This window comes from Ruegeria sp. HKCCA5839, from assembly GCF_013035585.1.
In the GTDB taxonomy this organism is placed as follows: domain Bacteria; phylum Pseudomonadota; class Alphaproteobacteria; order Rhodobacterales; family Rhodobacteraceae; genus Ruegeria.
The window spans coordinates 1,088,391-1,104,007 of record NZ_WQIE01000001.1 but is presented as its reverse complement, the minus strand read 5'-3'; the positions used below and the strand labels follow the sequence as shown (position 1 = coordinate 1,104,007).

At 57.9% G+C, this 15,617-nt stretch carries 17 protein-coding genes; 5 read left to right on the top strand and 12 right to left on the bottom strand.

The genetic code is table 11. The annotated features are described in order from the left end of the window. Together GOV38_RS05440 and GOV38_RS05435 are read left to right on the top strand one after the other, a co-directional pair. Positions 1-768, top strand: a complete 768-nt coding sequence (locus GOV38_RS05440; protein WP_171207894.1) for a BMP family ABC transporter substrate-binding protein — start codon at positions 1-3, stop codon at positions 766-768. Next, a complete protein-coding gene (locus tag GOV38_RS05435; RefSeq protein ID WP_171207893.1) occupies positions 765-1,139 on the top strand; it encodes a hydroxyisourate hydrolase in 375 nt (124 codons plus the stop codon). The genes GOV38_RS05440 and GOV38_RS05435 overlap by 4 nt, the downstream gene beginning before the upstream one ends. A gap of 277 nt (positions 1,140-1,416) precedes the next feature. Here GOV38_RS05435 and GOV38_RS05430 read toward each other — a convergent pair whose 3' ends face one another. From GOV38_RS05430 to GOV38_RS05410, 5 genes are all read right to left on the bottom strand, one after another. Continuing rightward, on the bottom strand, positions 1,417-2,109 hold the full coding sequence (locus tag GOV38_RS05430) for a 2OG-Fe(II) oxygenase (RefSeq protein WP_171207892.1): 693 nt from the start codon (positions 2,107-2,109) through the stop codon (positions 1,417-1,419). Continuing rightward, a complete protein-coding gene (ada, locus tag GOV38_RS05425) occupies positions 2,106-3,152 on the bottom strand; it encodes a bifunctional DNA-binding transcriptional regulator/O6-methylguanine-DNA methyltransferase Ada (protein WP_171207891.1) in 1,047 nt (348 codons plus the stop codon). Before ada ends, GOV38_RS05430 begins: the two co-directional genes overlap by 4 nt. A 71-nt stretch (positions 3,153-3,223) precedes the next feature. Beyond that, entirely contained in the window at positions 3,224-3,865 is a 642-nt protein-coding gene (alkB, locus tag GOV38_RS05420) for a DNA oxidative demethylase AlkB (protein ID WP_171207890.1), read from the bottom strand. 79 nt (positions 3,866-3,944) lie between these two features. After that, the gene (locus tag GOV38_RS05415) at positions 3,945-4,706 is read right to left on the bottom strand and encodes an SDR family oxidoreductase (protein WP_171207889.1); all 762 of its coding nucleotides are present in this window, start codon (positions 4,704-4,706) and stop codon (positions 3,945-3,947) included. A 153-nt stretch (positions 4,707-4,859) separates the two neighbouring features. Next, positions 4,860-5,171, bottom strand: coding sequence for a helix-turn-helix transcriptional regulator (locus tag GOV38_RS05410; protein WP_171207888.1), 312 nt, complete (start codon positions 5,169-5,171; stop codon positions 4,860-4,862). A 60-nt stretch (positions 5,172-5,231) separates the two neighbouring features. Between GOV38_RS05410 and GOV38_RS05405 the strand changes: the two genes are divergently transcribed. Continuing rightward, positions 5,232-5,726 carry a DUF6428 family protein gene (locus GOV38_RS05405; protein WP_171207887.1) on the top strand — a complete coding sequence of 165 codons (495 nt, stop codon included), beginning with the start codon at positions 5,232-5,234 and terminating at the stop codon, positions 5,724-5,726. Positions 5,727-5,861: 135 nt separating this feature from the next. On the opposite strand, the gene uxuA is transcribed toward GOV38_RS05405, so the two are convergent. The 4 genes from uxuA to GOV38_RS05385 are packed head-to-tail and all read right to left on the bottom strand — an operon-like array spanning position 5,862 to position 10,103. Then, on the bottom strand, positions 5,862-7,043 hold the full coding sequence (uxuA, locus tag GOV38_RS05400; protein ID WP_171207886.1) for a mannonate dehydratase: 1,182 nt from the start codon (positions 7,041-7,043) through the stop codon (positions 5,862-5,864). After that, positions 7,040-8,092, bottom strand: a complete 1,053-nt coding sequence (locus GOV38_RS05395; protein ID WP_171207885.1) for a Gfo/Idh/MocA family protein — start codon at positions 8,090-8,092, stop codon at positions 7,040-7,042. Before GOV38_RS05395 ends, uxuA begins: the two co-directional genes overlap by 4 nt. Continuing rightward, positions 8,089-9,090 carry a Gfo/Idh/MocA family protein gene (locus tag GOV38_RS05390; protein WP_171207884.1) on the bottom strand — a complete coding sequence of 334 codons (1,002 nt, stop codon included), beginning with the start codon at positions 9,088-9,090 and terminating at the stop codon, positions 8,089-8,091. The genes GOV38_RS05395 and GOV38_RS05390 overlap by 4 nt, the downstream gene beginning before the upstream one ends. Next, positions 9,087-10,103 carry a Gfo/Idh/MocA family protein gene (locus GOV38_RS05385; protein ID WP_171207883.1) on the bottom strand — a complete coding sequence of 339 codons (1,017 nt, stop codon included), beginning with the start codon at positions 10,101-10,103 and terminating at the stop codon, positions 9,087-9,089. The genes GOV38_RS05390 and GOV38_RS05385 overlap by 4 nt, the downstream gene beginning before the upstream one ends. Before the next feature lie 102 nt (positions 10,104-10,205). Between GOV38_RS05385 and uxaC the strand changes: the two genes are divergently transcribed. Both uxaC and GOV38_RS05375 read left to right on the top strand, forming a co-directional pair. Beyond that, complete coding sequence (uxaC, locus tag GOV38_RS05380) at positions 10,206-11,570, top strand: glucuronate isomerase (protein WP_254430436.1); 1,365 nt, start codon at positions 10,206-10,208, stop codon at positions 11,568-11,570. Continuing rightward, positions 11,570-12,769, top strand: coding sequence for a mannitol dehydrogenase family protein (locus GOV38_RS05375; protein ID WP_171207882.1), 1,200 nt, complete (start codon positions 11,570-11,572; stop codon positions 12,767-12,769). The genes uxaC and GOV38_RS05375 overlap by 1 nt, the downstream gene beginning before the upstream one ends. Before the next feature lie 26 nt (positions 12,770-12,795). On the opposite strand, the gene GOV38_RS05370 is transcribed toward GOV38_RS05375, so the two are convergent. Genes GOV38_RS05370 through GOV38_RS05360 form a run of 3 tightly spaced genes read right to left on the bottom strand, consistent with a single transcriptional unit; the run spans position 12,796 to position 15,600 of the window. After that, entirely contained in the window at positions 12,796-13,677 is an 882-nt protein-coding gene (locus GOV38_RS05370) for a DMT family transporter (RefSeq protein WP_171128558.1), read from the bottom strand. A 3-nt stretch (positions 13,678-13,680) separates the two neighbouring features. Continuing rightward, entirely contained in the window at positions 13,681-14,568 is an 888-nt protein-coding gene (locus GOV38_RS05365; RefSeq protein WP_171207881.1) for an NAD(P)-dependent oxidoreductase, read from the bottom strand. Positions 14,569-14,598: 30 nt separating this feature from the next. After that, positions 14,599-15,600 (bottom strand): Gfo/Idh/MocA family protein, encoded by a 1,002-nt coding sequence (locus GOV38_RS05360; RefSeq protein WP_171207880.1) that lies wholly within the window; start codon positions 15,598-15,600, stop codon positions 14,599-14,601. Positions 15,601-15,617 lie beyond the last annotated feature (17 nt).

Below are 15,617 nucleotides of genomic sequence, written 5' to 3'. Positions count from 1 at the left end.
ATGGCTCAGGCGCTGCGCGATGCGGCCGAGCACTCGGACGGTGTTATTTTCGTCGGTGGGCAGGGCAATCGGGTCACACCAAACGTCGCGGATACCTTTCCCGAACGCGCCTTCGCGATCGTGCAGGGTAATGTCGCAGGGTTGAACATTGCCAGTTATGACGTGCTGCAAGAGCAATCCGCCTTCCTCGCCGGGGTATTCGCCGCAGGCATGACGCGGACAGGAACCGTTGGCCATTTGTCCGGGCACCGCGTCGTGCCTGGCCTGAAGGGGCGCGCTGCGTTTGCGGCAGGTGTTCGCTTTGCCGACAAAAACGTCCGGCTTGTAAGCGGTTTTTGTGGCACACAGGATGACAGCGCGGTGACTGAGGCGTGGACAGCTGCCATTGCAGGCGAGGGGGCCGACATAATCTTCACAATGCTCAACGCGGCGCGGGATGGTGCAACCCGAGCGTGCCGCATGACCGGGATGCATCAGATCGGAAACGCCGCAGATTGGTGCCGAGCCGACCCCGAAGTGTTCGTGGCCTCGGCCATGGCCAGGATTGACCTGGGTGTGATGCGCGCCATTTCCGATATGCAAAGCGGGTTCCGCCCGAACGAGATCGTGCACCTCGGGATCCGTGAAGAAGCGGTTTCCCTGCCGATGGGACAGGATGTACCGCAGCCCGTCCGGTGGGAAATCGCGGCGCTTGCAAGGAAAATCGCCGAAGGTACCGTTCCCGTCGCGACAAGCTATGACGGCCCTGAATTCGAGTTTGCCGCATGACCGAAAATGCTATCAAGCCCGGTGGGATATCAATCCATGCTGTAGATGTGGCGCACGGGGTGCCTGCGGCCAACCTTTCCGTTCTGCTTATCCGCTGCGATCCTGACAAGACAGAGATTGCGCGTGGACAATGTGCAGAAAGCGGCCATTTTTCGCATCCGGTTTCCGACGGGGTCGGAGTGACCCGAGGCCTATACGAGATCACATTCGGTGTCGGAGCGTATTATCGAACGAATGGTATCGTGTTGCCCGAGCCTGCCTTCGTCGAAGATGCGGTTTTTCGTTTCGGGATCGACAGAATCTCCGAGCATTTCCACATCCCGTTCAAGTTTACACCCTGGGGGTTTTCTCTTTTTCGCGGAGGGGCATGAAACCCGATCTGTTTTTCGGACAGGCGCGAAACGCAGCTAAGCGGCAGCGTGTACTCGCACACTCGAATTTTATCAGTTTTGATGATGGGACCCGAAACGTGCAACTGCCTCGAATATCGAAAATCCGGAATGCGGGATGCAAGGCGTGCATCCGTGCGCAAGGTCTGCCTTGAGCCCCTTCGAATGGTGCTACCACCCAGATGGCAATGTTTTTAGCGGATGCCAAAGCATACTCGAGTTCCGGCAAGGGTTTTGAAACCGGCGGTCCAGTTCCTGACTATTGCGCGTCGTGAAAGATAATCCCAAGAGTGTGGCGCGTTCCGCTTTTGATGCGGCTGACACCGTGGCGCATTTTTACACGATAATCTCTCTTGGCACCCGAAACCGGTCGATCTCGCACTGCAAAAACGACTGCATCCCCTTGTTGTAGGGGCACGACCTCGGCACGGCTTTGCATGCGAGGGCGCTGTTCGGTCAAGACAAACTCACCTCCATCGAAGTCCAAACCGGGCCGCGACAGCAACACGGCAACCTGAAGCGGAAATACCAACGCGCCATAGACATCCTGGTGCAGACAATTGAAGTCACCGGGGACGTATTGCAGCAACAATGGCGTCGGGCGGACTTGCCCGGCCTCGTGGCATTGTTCGAGATATTCATCATGGTTTTCGGGGAACCGGGCTTCGAACCCCATCCGCGCGTTCCACGCATTGGCCACGGGAACCAGTAGGGGATATAGCTGCGCGCGCAAATCCTGGACCATTTGCGGCAAAGGGTAGGTGAAATACTTGTACTCTCCTTTACCGAACCCGTGGCGTGCCATTTGGATATGGCTGCGAAACGGAGTTTCTGAGGCATAAAGCGCGGCCAGATCAGCGCATTCGCCCGGTGCGAGCAAACCCGGTAGCTTTGCACAGCCATATGCGTTCAGATCCGCCGCCACTTCATTGGCTGTAGAAGATATCTTCATGCCACTGCTTCCCGTTTCAACAGAGAACGTTTGCGCGCGATGCCCCAGCGGTATCCCGACAGGCCGCCATCTGTATGCACAACCCGGTGACAAGGCACAGCGACAGCGATGTTATTCGCCCCGCACGCTTGGGCCACTGCGCGAAAGGAATTGGGCGCCCCGATCTTTGCGGCAATGTCACGATAGCTTGCAGTGGTGCCAGCGGGAATGTCGCGCAGCGCCTCCCACACCCTTTGCTGAAATGCGGTTCCGCGAATATCGAGAGGCAGATCAAAGCCGCGCGACGGATCATCGACAAAGCGGATCACATGGCCGATGACCTGTTGATAGTTCTGATCATCCCCAATCAGATCGGCATTCGGGAAGCGCGACTGCAGGTCTTCCAGAACCTGCTCTGGCGTGTCGCCGAACAATAGTGCACAGACGCCTTTTTCCGTGCTGGCAACGAGAACCGAACCGAGAGAGCTTTCTCCTATGGCAAACAGGATCCGGACATCTTTGCCACCGTTTCGAAAGCGGGTTGGTGTCATACCCAGCGTTTTGGTTGCGGTCTCATAGACTCGGCTGCTGGAATTGTAGCCCGCGTCATAGATCGCACTTGTGATAGAGCCCTCGTTGCGCGCCAGGTTCGCGCGGAAGTTTTCGATGCGATGGGCCTTGGCGTAGGCTTTTGGCGTCACCCCCAAGGTCGCTTTGAACTTGCGCTGAAAGTGAAACGGGCTGACGTGAAAGCGATTGGCCAGCTCCGACAGGCTTGGCTCTTCTTCTGCCTCTTCGATCACGCGGCAGGCTTGTGCGATCAAACCGACCCATTTGTCTTCGAGGCTATGGTGATCGGGTTTGCATCGCTGGCAAGCACGAAACCCGTGTTCTTCTGCGTCTTGCCCTGTTTCGAAAAATTGAACGTTTTTGCGTTTGGGCCGCCGGGACGGGCAATCTGTACGGCAATAGATTCCAGTCGACGAAACCGCGTAGTAGAAATGAGGTATGGGATTGGACACCCGGTTCAGGACATCGTCCCACATTTGTTCTGTATTCTGCATGATATCCTCCTTGAAAAAGCGTCGTTGAATGGTCGCCGGAACACTCGGCTCAGAAACTCCGATTTTTGCGATCAATGTGAGCGGCGGAATGTAAGGTTGATGCGTTGTGCACCCAGATCGGGATGCACACCTGCGCGAAGTGTCCGCACCCCGTGGTAGAACAACCGTGATGGCCCGCCCCAAACCAGCACGTCGCCATGCTGGACCGAGATCAATCGCACGGGATCTCGACGTTTCTTCCCTCCAAATTCGAATGTTGCAGGAAGACCCAGCGACACCGATACGATGGGGTGTGAAAAGTCGTGCTCGTTCTTGTCCTGATGCAAGGAAAGCCGCGAGCCCGGCTCGTAGCGGTTGATCAGACAGGCGTCTGGTGCAAAGAACGGATAACCCGCTTTCGCCGCCGCATCGAGCGCCAGCGCCATGAAAACGTCCGGAATAGATGGCCAAGGATGTCCCGTTACCGGATCTTGGCCAAGGTATTCATAACCGTTCCGGCTGCTGATCCAGCCGAAGTCACCGCAGTTGGTCATCGCAACGGACATTTGATGGCCGCCCGGCGTGATCATTTTACGAAAGGGTGCCTGTTGGGTGATTTGTTCCAAGGCGCGGGCCAATTCCCCAACACAGGGGAGCGCAAAACCGGGCAAAAACGACGCCCCCGCTGGAAGCTGTTGTGCGTCACTCAATTCGGCAAACAAATCCGCGAGCATTGTCCATCTCCTTTTTGTTCTTTCAGAGATGCGGTGAAACGGACCGCCAAGCAGCCCGTTTCTTGCGCATTAAGCTCACTCAGACTTTGTTGATCGAATTGCCGCCATCCACGATCATCGCGCTGCCGGTAACAAAGCTCGAGTCGTCCGAAGCCAGGAATAACGCGGCTTTGGCAATCTCATCGGGTTCGGCCATGCGTTTGAGCGCGTGGATTGACTCGTAAAAGCCCTTAAGCTCTTCGTTCGTGTCCCAGTCACCCGCCATCGCGGTTTTGGTACCCCCGGGCAGGAGCGTATTGGCCCGAATGCCTTCGGATCCATGTTCCGTCGCCAAGACCTGTGCCAGACCGATCAGCCCGGATTTGCTGGCTGCATAGGCCCCCATACCGGGAAAGGCCGCTGTGTGACCTACAAAGCTTGAGGTAAAGATGATCGACCCACCTCCGCTGCGCTTCATGGCCGGGATCTGGTGTTTGGCGGCGTAGAAGGCGCTGGTGAGGTTGGTTTTCAAAACCGCATCCCAGTTGCCCGAACTCATGTCGGGGATGGGCACAGCGTCTCCCATAGCTCCAGCATTATTCAAAGCCGCGTGGAGATCGCCATAAGTGTTCTCGGCCATTTCGACCAGTATTTTTGCGTAGCTTTCGTCGCCGACATCACCGGCAAGGCAAATTGCGCGCCCTCCGCTTTGATTGATCTGACCCATTATCGACATCAGCTCTTTTTCGCGCCGCGCACCCAGCACGAGGTTTGCCCCTTCCTTGGCAAACAAAAGGGCGGCGGCCGCGCCGATACCGCTGCTGGCTCCGGCGATGATTACGGTCTTGTCTTTGAGTTGCATTTCTTTTTGCTCCACATTGTTCATGTGCGAGCAAAAAACACGGTCCTTCAGCTCGGAAATATCCGGTTCTTGTGGTCAAAGTGAATTGGGCGGAATCTTTGCCTCAAAGCATGATGGCTTCGTCCTTTACTGCTGCAATTCAGGTCCATACCGTCACCGACAACAGGATTTCAGCTGAGCATTGCCGCCACAACAGTCGTTCATCAGGAATGACAGCAGCGACCCGATGGCTTCGAAGTCAACAAAGTAACGGATGCTTCGGCTTTGCCTTTCGCTTTGCACAAATCCCGCTTCGGCCAGTGCCGATAGGTGAAAGGATGCACGCGACGGGCTTGCCCCGACATTTTCTGCGATTTCCCCGGCACTCATCCCGCCAGGACCCGCGATCACCAGAGCTTTGATAACCTTCAGCCGATCTGCGTTGGACAACGCCTGAAACATCGTTGCCGCCGTATTCTCATCCATATTTCAAAGCCTCTTGAAATGATAGCGCTCAAGGTGCAATATACTTCAAGAATCATTGAAATGAAAGGCTCTGAAATGAACTTCTCTACCTTGCTGTCTGCTCTGAAATCCTGCGACCCCGACGCCAAACTCGTTTTCATGTCCGACGGTCGCGAAATAGGGGCAGGCTATCACGTAACCGAGCTTCGCCATTCCTCGTCAAAAGGGATCGACTGTGGCGGCAACATTGAAACTTGGGACGAAGCTCGGCTTCAGCTTCTGGATGGGGCCGGTGACAGCCATATGAGTGTTGGGAAATTCAGCACCATCGTTTCGAAAAGCCTTAAGAGCATTCCTGAACTCTCTCATGCCTCTTTGCAGGTTGAGTTTTCCCCCGACAATATCGGTTTGAATCTCAAGACGATCGATGCCCCAGAACCTTATGGAAACGCCGTCGTAATCCAACTTCATGACGCACGAGCGCTATGTAAGCCAGCGCAACGTAGCGCTTTGGTGCCGTCGGCGACCTCGGGTTGTTGCGGTTCGACCAAGGCTGCTGCAACATGCTGTGCCTAAAGCCATAATCTGTTCTTCGGCAGCGCCGTTCGCACCGATTGGCGCGAACTTGGCGCTGCCTAACGGGCAACTATTCTGACTCGGTCGAGACCGGTTCGAATTCGTCTGACAGCTGCTGATGTGCTCTTGCTGTCGTCAAGCAAAAGCCGCCATCACACCGCGCAGCTCGGCCAGCCCGCGCATCCGGCCAATGAGCGGGTAACCCGGCGTGCTATGCCCCCCCAGATCTCCCAGCAGTTCTTGCCCATGATCCGGGCGCATAGGGATTTGCCAGTCGTCACGTCCCTGGGCCTTTCGGCGGTTCTGCTCGGCCATCAGCGCGCGGATGGTACCGACCATATCGGTATCGCCTTCAAGATGCGCGGCTTCGAAGAAATCGGGTTTCTGCCTGTCTGCCCCTTCAATGCGTTTGGTATTGCGCAGATGCACAAAGTGGATGCGGTTGCCATGCCTGCGCACAAATTCCGGGCCGTCGAAATCGGCTGCAACCCCAAGCGATCCGGTGCACAGCGTCGCGCCGTTCGCAGGCAGGTCAACCGCCTCAAGCACCGCGGCATAGTCGTCGCTGCTTGACATGACGCGCGGCAGACCGAGCAGGGAGAAGGGCGGGTCGTCAGGGTGACAGCACAGGCGGAGGCCAAGCTCTTGCGCAAGGGGTGCGACCTCAGACAGGAAATCGATCAGGTTGGCGCGCAACCGGTTGGCATCTATGTGGGAATAGGTGCTCAGCAATGCGCGGACGTCCTCGACGCTCCATTGATCATTGGCGCCGGGCAGCCCGGCGGTGATATTATGTTGGAGCTGCGCTTTCGACGTGTCCGACATGGCCGAAAATCGTGTTTTGGCAGTGGCTTGTACCGCATTCGAATAGTCTTCGGCCGCGCCCGCGCGCTGTAGAATATGGATGTCGAAAACCGCGAAATCGGTCAGGTCAAACAACATGGCCGCACCACCATGGGGCTGTGGTGCGCGCAGGGCCGTCCGTGTCCAATCCAAGATCGGCATGAAGTTGTAGCACACCACCTTGATCCCGCATGCGGCCAGAGCTCTGAGACTGGATCTGTAGGCGTCGATATGCGCAGCCATATCAGCGGATTGCGTCTTGATGGCCTCGGACACAGGCAAGCTTTCAACGACATCCCAACCATAGCCCTCGGCGGAGAGCAGCGATTGCCGTTCCGCGATTGAGCCTTCGTCCCAGGCCTGACCCGGTGGGATGTGATGAAGGGCCGTAACGATACCTTCAACCCCGACTTGACGCAGATCGGCCAGGGCTATGGGGTCCTGAGGCCCGAACCAGCGCCAGCATTGTTTCATGGCTGCCATCCTTCGTACAGTGGGTGGTCGGGTTTGATGGGCAGGTCCAAGCGCTGACCCGTTCGGGCGGCGTGATAGATTGCCGTGACCAGACCAACTGAGGCTGCCCCGTCGGCAAGGCTGACCGCCGCGTTTGGCTCGGATTGCAGGGCTTTGCCGAGCTCGGTGAAAAACCCTTCAAAGCCAACAGGTTCTGGCGGGGCGCTTGCTAAAGCTGCGTCTATCTTGCCCTGATCTTCGGGGTTCCGGGCGACAAAGCTCCAGGGCGGTTGCCCCGGCGCATAGGGTTCGGTGCCGGATGTGGCTGTCAGATGTTCGAAAACGATCCGCAAGCGGGTCTCGTCCTTGGCGGCCCCCAGGGTGATGTTGCTGGTGCACAATGCGCCAGAGGCCATCTGAAAGCAAATGGCGGCGCAGTCCTCGGTTTCGATCGGGTTCACGCGCGTGGTGGTCATCGCCGAAAGCGACGCAACTTCGCCTGCGATATGGGTCAGCAAATCATGGTTGTGGATCGCGTGCCCCAGCACCGCGCCGCCGCGTTCGCCTGCCCATGTTCCACGCCATGGTACGGCATAATAGTCGGCCCCCCGGGACCAGTGCGTTTCAAGCGCGGCGGTCTGAACGGCACCCGTAAGACCCGTGCTTTGCAGGTGTCTCAGCTGCGCGAAGGACGGCCCCCAACGGTATTGAAACACAGGGAAAACGTGCCTGCGCGCCTTTCCCGAGGCGTCGATGATCTGCTGCACCTCGCGCATCGAGGTGGCCAGAGGTTTCTCGCAGACGACGTGTTTGCCAGCAGCAAGCGCCGCCAGAGTGATCGGGACGTGCAGATGGGGTGGCAGGCAGATATCGATAAGGTCGATGGTCGGATCATCAAGGACATCCTGAATGTCGGACACGGCCCGAAAACCTGAAACTCCTCGGATCTCTTCAATGCGCGCTGTGTCTTTGTCGACCACCGCACTCACCCGAAACGTGTCGCTCAGCCGTTCCAGGGCGTCCAGATGCTGCGTCCCGATCCCGGCGCCGAGGATGGCGACGTTGATCATCGGGCTTCCGCCATTTCCTGCGCCCGCAAGGCCAGTTCCATGACGGTAAAGCAATGGGTTTGGCTCATCGCCGTTTCGGTGCGGTTGCGGATATCGTCGGCGAGACGCGCGAAATAGGGCAGGCCCGCATCCGAGGCGTCGATCTTTTGGCAGACGTCACCATTGACCAGGATCAGATGGTCGGTACCCTCAGCGCCGCCCACATCGACGTATTTCCGCAGCTCGACATAGCCTTCGGTGCCCAATATCGTCAGCCGCCCATCCCCCCAGTTGGGCAGAGCATCCGGCGTATACCAATCCACGCGGATGTATCCGGTGCCCTGATCACTGCGCAGACTGACCTCACCAAAATCCTGCAAGCCGGGATCGCCCGGATTGGCATAGTTCGCGACAAATGCATTCGTGATCTGGGCGCTGTCAGATCCGGTGTAATGCAGGAACTGGTCGATCTGATGCGAGGCGATATCCGCCAAAATGCCCCCATATCGTTCGCGCTGAAAAAACCACTCGGGCCGGGTCGCGCGGTTCAGGCGATGAGGGCCCATGCCGATGGTTTGAACGACCTTGCCAATGGCCCCGGCCGCCACCAATTCACTTGCACGCGTGCTGACAGGTGTTTCAAATCGTTCGGAAAAATTCACTGACCAGATCCGGCCCGTGTCGGCAACCGCTGTCTTGATCTGGTCGAGTTGGGCAAGCGTGGTGCAGCCCGGTTTGTCGCTCATGACATCCATGCCGTGTTGCATGGCCTGCACCGTCAATCCGGCCCGATCCGCCGGAATCGCAGAGATCAAGGCAAGGTCCGCACCGCTGTTCAGAGCGTCCTCCAAAGTGTCGAGGCGCGGGATATCGGGAAAGCGCTTCACATATCCCGGCAGCGTTTCCGGCGTGCCCTCTGTCCAATAGCCGACGCAATCGACGCCCACTTTGCGCATGTTTTCGGTCATGCCATAGATGTGGCGGTGGTCCAGTCCGATGGCGACGCAGGTCAAACTCATTGGGTAACTCGTGTTATCTGGCCGCTTTGATTGGCGGATTGCATTGCATCGATCACCTCATGGGTGCGCAGGGCACTGCGACCGGTGGCCATGGGCGGTGTGCCAGAGCGTATGGCTGCGGCAAAATCCTCGATGACCGACTGATGCCACGCATGTGTAAACGCCATAGGGTCGGCGCCCCCGCCGGTTGAGGCGGTTTCGCCGGTTTTGGTTTCGGTGCCATCCAGAGAGGTCACCGTGAGAACGCCCGATCCCAGATGGGCCTTGGCGCGTGTGCCCTGAATGGTGATGGTTTCGGCGGCACCGGGAAAGTCAGCAGTTGTGGCCATCAACGTCCCGACCGCTCCGTTTTCCATCTCAAACAGGGCACCGGCCCAGTCTTCGGCCTCAAGATCATGCAAGGGCGTTGTCCGCATTATTGCCTGGAGGTTTGTTATGGGCCCCAGCAGCCACATCGCAAGATCCAGCGTATGTATGGCTTGCGAGATCATGACCCCACCACCATCGCGAGCATAGGTGCCGCGCCCCGGTTCGTCATAGTAACTTTGATCCCGCCACCACGGGACACGGATATCGACCGTGGCAATCGTGCCCAAAGCGCCTGTCTCCAGCACCTGCTTCAACGCTTGCGAGGCAGCGCGGGCGCGATGTTGAAACACGATCCCCAGCAGAACGCCTGATACTTCGCAGGTTTCAACGATTTCTGTTGCTGCCTTCAGTGTCCGTTCAACGGGTTTTTCCATAAGAATTGGTTTTCCGGCAGCGGACAGAACCCGGACCAATCCTTTGCGCTGATCTGGGGGCGTTGCGACGATGGCGAAATCGATGTCAGGGTCGTTTGCGATATCCTCAACTGAGCCGAATGCCCGCGTGCCATTCCGGCGGGCGAACTCTGCGGTGCGCTCGGGATTGCGCCCCAAAACGCCCGCAAGAGAAAGGCCTTGATCGGACGCTTTTATCGCAGCGACATGCGTGCCTGCGACCATTCCCAAGCCGATCAATGCGATGTTCATAGAGCCCCCCAAAAACTTGGTTTCAATGTGGGGTTTTGTTGGTGAAAGATGCAACCAAAAAAACTATGCTGGCAGGTGAGAATTTCTGTTTAGGAGGCTGAATTGACAGGTAATTTGGGGGAGGTAGCGGAAAACCTGTACCTCGGCATCAAGGATATGCCGATTGTTTCGCCTCATGGCCATTGCGACCCGGCGTGGTTTGCCTCTGACGCACCGTTTCCAAACCCGGCCGAGCTGCTGGTTGTGCCCGATCACTACGTGTTTCGAATGCTGTATTCGCAAGGTGTCCCGCTGCACGAGCTTGGGGTGGGACCAAAGGGGCGTAACACCGATCCGCGCGATGTGTTTCGTACCTTTGCCCGGCATTGGAATCTGTTTCTGGGAACACCGTCGCGGGTCTGGATCAGCTATGTCCTGCGTGAAACGTTGGGGATCTCCGAGGCGTTGTCCGAGGCGTCTGCTGACGCAATCTATGACCAGATTTCCGACCAACTGGCCCGCCCTGCGTTTCGTCCAAGGGCATTGTTTGACCAGTTCGGGCTTGAGGTTCTGGCCACCACGGATTCCGCGTTGGATGACCTGTCTCACCACGCCGAAATCCGCCGCAGTGAATGGGGCGGGCGGGTGATCCCAACCTTTCGACCAGATGGAGTTCTGGACGGCGCCGACCCCGGTTTTGTGCAGAACCTTGCGGCGCTTGAAACGCTCACAGATTGTGATCTGGGGAGCTACGACGGATATCTGCAAGCCCTTCGCAAGCGGCGTGCGTTTTTCATCGAAATGGGGTGCACCGCAACGGATCATGGTATCGAGCGCGTGCATACCGAGTGGCTGGATGAACCCGATGAACTCTATCAGCGGCTCAAGACGCAAAAAGCCTCGACCCAGGACGCGCGCCGGTTTTACGGGCATATGCTGATTGAAATGGCGCAAATGTCGGTCGAGGATGGGCTGACCATGCAAATCCACGCGGGCAGCAAGCGCAACACGAACCATGATTTGATGCGCGATTTCGGGCGTGACATGGGCGCGGATATTCCGATCGCAATGAACTGGGTGAACGGGTTGGAGGCGCTGTTGAACCGGGTCGGGAACATCCCCGACTTGCGCATCATCCTGTTCACTTTGGATGAGGCCACCTATGCCCGCGAGCTGGCCCCCATGGCCGGGCACTGGCCTTGCCTGCGGATCGGTCCTCCGTGGTGGTTTCACGACAGCCCTGCAGGCATCGCGCGTTACTTCGATCAAGTGGTGGAGACAGCGGGATACTTTAATCTGGCAGGGTTCAACGATGACACGCGCGCCTTTCTGTCGATCCCCGCGCGACATGATCTGTGGCGGCGTGGGGTTGCGGATCATTTGGCCCGGCAGATTGCGCGCGGCCATTTCGGGCAAAGTGACGCCGAAAGACTGGCCGGGCTGCTGACCACGGATCTGGCGCGTCAGGTATATGGGTTGCAAAACTGATGGGCAGAATTCTTCACTTCGGGCTTGGAAATTTCGCCCGCGCACATCTGCTGGACTATACGGCGCAGGCCGGGGGATGGGATGTGATCGGCGTTAGTTTGCGGTCATCTACGATTCGCGACGGGCTGGCCAAGCAGGGCTTTGCCTATGACTTGTGTGTACAAGGGCAGGGTGTAAAGCGCATCGAGGTGATAAGCGATGTCTTGGTTGTGCCCGAAGATCGCGCGGCGGTTTTTGAGGTGATCCAGACCGCAGATATCATTTCGGCGACGGTGACCGAAAAGGGGTATCATCTGGATGCAAGTGGCAAGCTGAACCTGCAAGACCCGGCGATTCAGTCGGATCTGTCAGGGCAGGCGGTTTCGACTCTGATCGGGTTCCTGGGTCATGGTTTGGCGCAAAGACAATCGCCGGTAACTGTGCTGAGCTGCGACAACCGGTTCGAGAATGGGGCGGTCCTGAAATCAGCGGTGTACGATTTTGCACAGGCTGCCGGGTTGGATTTGAACTGGGACATCCTGAGTTTTCCCAATTCGATGGTCGACCGTATCACCCCGGCCACGACAGACGCGGTGCGCGCGATCAGTGGTGACCCGATGGCCGTTCCGACCGAGGCGTTCTCTGAATGGGTCATCGAAGACCGCTTTGCAGGTGCGCGCCCGGATTGGCCGGGTGTGCAACTGACCGATGATGTGGCACCACATGAAAAGCGCAAACTGCGCATGTTGAACGGTGCGCATTCGCTCTTGGCCTATGGTGGACTCGGGCGGGGCCTGACCTATGTGCATGAAGCGGTGGCCGATCCGGTCTTGCGCCCTCTGGTGACCCGGTTGATGGCGGATGCAGGCAGCACTCTGCCTGCTGAGCTTCAAGAACAGGTTCCGGCCTATGCGCAAGCTTTGATCCACCGGTTCGAAAATCCAGAGCTGGCACACCGCCTCGATCAGATCGCGATGGATGGCAGTCAGAAACTACCCTACCGGTTCTTGCCGACCCTGCGTGAGACGGGGTCAGAAGCCGTTCGGGACGGGCTGCGGTTTTGGATCGCGTTTTGTCTTTCGGAAACGGCGCAGGGCAGGGCATTGAACGACCCACTGGCAGATGAGATCGCGACGGCCGCAAGACTGACGGATCCAGTGCCTGCATTGTTGAAACTGATCGGTGCCGAGGATCTTGCGCCTGCCATTCGGCAGAAATGAGTTGGCCCCATGGTGTGGACGAACTGCTAGGCTTTTTCTCGTTTCCAGATGATCAGCCCTGCGCTCATGATCAGGGCAGCACCGGTCAGGGTGCGGGCGTCCGGAACAGTGCCAAAGACCAGATACCCCCAAATCGCCATATAGATCAGGTAGGAGTAGGTGAACGGCATCAACTGGTTGGCTGTGCCGAACCGATGCGCATTGGTCAGCAATTGGTGGCCAACCCACCCGAAGACGCCCAAAGCGATCAGAATAAGCACTCCGCCGATATTATCAGGTTGAACCCAGAACCAAAGGGCGAAGGGCAGCAGAACAACCGTGCCAGTCAAACCCAGATAAAACTGCATCGTGTCAACGGCGACGACACCTGACAACTTGCGCGTCATGATGGAATACAGTGCCAGCGCTGTGGCATTGTAGACGATCAACAGCATCGCCGGATGAAAGACAGTGCCGAACGGGCGCAGGATGATCAGAACACCCAGAAACCCCAGTATGATTGCGCCGATGCGCCAAGGCCCAACTTTCTCTTTCAGCACAAAAACGGTCAGAAAACACACGATCACCGGGCTTGAGAACATGATCGCTGAAACGACTGCCAGCGACAGAAACTGAAGCACGTAAAAATTGAAGACGGTGGCTGAGACCAACAGTAACGCGCGGCTGATCACCTGCCACGGGTGATCGGTCTGAAAGCGGCGCAGCCCCAATCCACCTTTTGCAACAACGCCCAGAGAGATCACGAAGTGGCCCGCATAGCGCATGAAGGCCAGTTGAAACGCAGGAATTCCGGCCACGGCCAGCCACTTGGCGCCCAGATCGACGATTGAAAAGGCCAACCATGCCAACAGCATCATCAGAATGCCGAGGCGCGGAAGATCCGCTGTTGAACTGGCCGTGACAGGCATCACTCAGCTTTTGAAGCGATTGACATAATAGTCCACCATCTGACTGACCATATCGTCTGCTTGTCCGCTGTCACGCGCATCATTGAGTGCAGACAACGTGCCCTGTGACATCACGCTTGTAACGCCGGCCTCTTTGGCCATGCGGTCGTAATAGCCGAGATCTTTCGCCGCGTTCTTGATTGCAAAGGCCAGTTGGTTCGGGTCGCCCTCGACTCCGTAGGCCGCGACAAAATCCATCATACCGGAATGCAGCGGGCCTGCAGCCATCACCTCATGAAGCTGTTTGCGGTCAACGCCCGCCACATCCGCCATCGCCAAAGCTTCGGCCATAGCGTTGGCCACTGTCATGCCAAAGAAGTTGTTGATCAGTTTGATTGTATGCCCCGAGCCGACCTCCCCGAGGTAAAAGACGTTTTCGCCCAGATCGTTTAATACCGGTTCGGCCTTGTCATAGGCCGCTTTGTTGCCCGAGGTCATGATGTTCAGCTTGCCTTCCAGCGCATGCGCCGGGGTGCGGCCAAGCGGAGCGTCAAGATAGCTGCCTCCGGCGGCTGCAACCTCAGCCGCAAGGGTGCGCGTGCTGCCTGGAAGCGAGGTGCCGAAATCGATGATAATTGCACCGTCTTTCAATCCGGCGATCACCCCATCCGCACCGCGCATACGGCCTTCAACTTGATCCGAGGTGCCCATGCACAGCATGACGATATCGCTGGCCTTGGCCAGTTCGCAGGCATTTGCGGCCTCAGCCGCGCCCCTGGCAATCGCAGCATCCAGATGGGTGCGGTCACGGTTTCCCAGAACGGTGACGGAATAGCCTTTGTCCAAAAGGCGGCTGACCATGGCGCCGCCCATCAGGCCCAGACCAATAAATCCAATTGATGGTTTGCTCATTGGGTGTCCTTTCCATCCAAGACCTTGCGGTCAGCTATATCCTGCCCCGGCGGGTTGCGCGCGGAGCGTTTCTTCTATCATCGTGGCAATTTCGAGCGTGCGCGCGGCATCGGCGACATCGATCAACGGTGCCGCTCCATCGATCACTTCCAAAAAGTGATCCAGTTGCGCCGCCAAAGGGGGCTGATCTTGGATCGGAGTTTCCAGCGGTTGTCGCGTCGCAGCCGTGCCCCAATCCTGCCCCTGCCACAGCGTCATCGAGGGGTAACTGATGGCACCTCGGGTGCCTGTGATCCACATCATGTCTTGCCCGGTTGTGCCGATATTTGGGTTCTCACCGGTTCCCGCCTCAAACCCCCATGGGCTTGGGGCGGCGTCTGTGAAGCTGATGGTTCCGGTGGCACCCGTGTCAAAGGCCAACGCGATGGCGCCGCTTTCAATGCGTTCAGACCCGCGCAAAGATGCGCCGCGCAGGGCCGCGATCTGGGTAATCTCGCCGATGACAAAGCGCAGTACATCTATGTCATGCACAAGGTTGATCATCACGGGGCTGCCATCCGATGTGCGCCAGTTCTGTTGGAAATAGCTATCGGGTTTACGCATGGCCCACAGCAATGAGACATTGATGACCCGGCCAATTGCCCCTTCGGCGATCTTACCCCTCAGTTGTTGCAAGCTGCGGTGATAGCGCCGGTGATGACCCACCAGGCTTTGAACGCCCGCGCCTTGCAGTGCCGCTTGCAGTCGGTGGGCGTCCCCGACTGAACCGGCCACCGGTTTTTCGATCAGCACATGCCATCCGCGCTGGGCCGCCTCGATCCCGTGATCTGCGTGCAGATGGGTGGGCGTGGCAATGATGGCGCCATCGACATCTGCTTCGACCGTGCCCATGCAGGAAAACCGCGGGGCGTCGATCTGGATGGTGGGGTCGGGATCGGCCAGCCCCACCAGCGCGCAGTCAGGATGGTGCATCACAGCCTGCGCGTGGCGCATACCGATCAACCCGCCTCCGACCACCAGGATCCGCTTCACGTTACCGCTCCGATCTG

What these genes read in the sequence shown, in the direction of transcription:
- GOV38_RS05440 (WP_171207894.1), top strand. Translation starts at nt 1, where the DNA reads ATGGCTCAGGCGCTGCGCGATGCGGCCGAGCACTCGGACGGTGTTATT.
- GOV38_RS05435 (WP_171207893.1), top strand. Translation starts at nt 765, where the DNA reads ATGACCGAAAATGCTATCAAGCCCGGTGGGATATCAATCCATGCTGTA.
- GOV38_RS05430 (WP_171207892.1), bottom strand. Translation starts at nt 2,109, where the DNA reads ATGAAGATATCTTCTACAGCCAATGAAGTGGCGGCGGATCTGAACGCA.
- ada (WP_171207891.1), bottom strand. Translation starts at nt 3,152, where the DNA reads ATGCAGAATACAGAACAAATGTGGGACGATGTCCTGAACCGGGTGTCC.
- alkB (WP_171207890.1), bottom strand. Translation starts at nt 3,865, where the DNA reads ATGCTCGCGGATTTGTTTGCCGAATTGAGTGACGCACAACAGCTTCCA.
- GOV38_RS05415 (WP_171207889.1), bottom strand. Translation starts at nt 4,706, where the DNA reads ATGCAACTCAAAGACAAGACCGTAATCATCGCCGGAGCCAGCAGCGGT.
- GOV38_RS05410 (WP_171207888.1), bottom strand. Translation starts at nt 5,171, where the DNA reads ATGGATGAGAATACGGCGGCAACGATGTTTCAGGCGTTGTCCAACGCA.
- GOV38_RS05405 (WP_171207887.1), top strand. Translation starts at nt 5,232, where the DNA reads ATGAAAGGCTCTGAAATGAACTTCTCTACCTTGCTGTCTGCTCTGAAA.
- uxuA (WP_171207886.1), bottom strand. Translation starts at nt 7,043, where the DNA reads ATGAAACAATGCTGGCGCTGGTTCGGGCCTCAGGACCCCATAGCCCTG.
- GOV38_RS05395 (WP_171207885.1), bottom strand. Translation starts at nt 8,092, where the DNA reads ATGATCAACGTCGCCATCCTCGGCGCCGGGATCGGGACGCAGCATCTG.
- GOV38_RS05390 (WP_171207884.1), bottom strand. Translation starts at nt 9,090, where the DNA reads ATGAGTTTGACCTGCGTCGCCATCGGACTGGACCACCGCCACATCTAT.
- GOV38_RS05385 (WP_171207883.1), bottom strand. Translation starts at nt 10,103, where the DNA reads ATGAACATCGCATTGATCGGCTTGGGAATGGTCGCAGGCACGCATGTC.
- GOV38_RS05375 (WP_171207882.1), top strand. Translation starts at nt 11,570, where the DNA reads ATGGGCAGAATTCTTCACTTCGGGCTTGGAAATTTCGCCCGCGCACAT.
- GOV38_RS05370 (WP_171128558.1), bottom strand. Translation starts at nt 13,677, where the DNA reads ATGCCTGTCACGGCCAGTTCAACAGCGGATCTTCCGCGCCTCGGCATT.
- GOV38_RS05365 (WP_171207881.1), bottom strand. Translation starts at nt 14,568, where the DNA reads ATGAGCAAACCATCAATTGGATTTATTGGTCTGGGCCTGATGGGCGGC.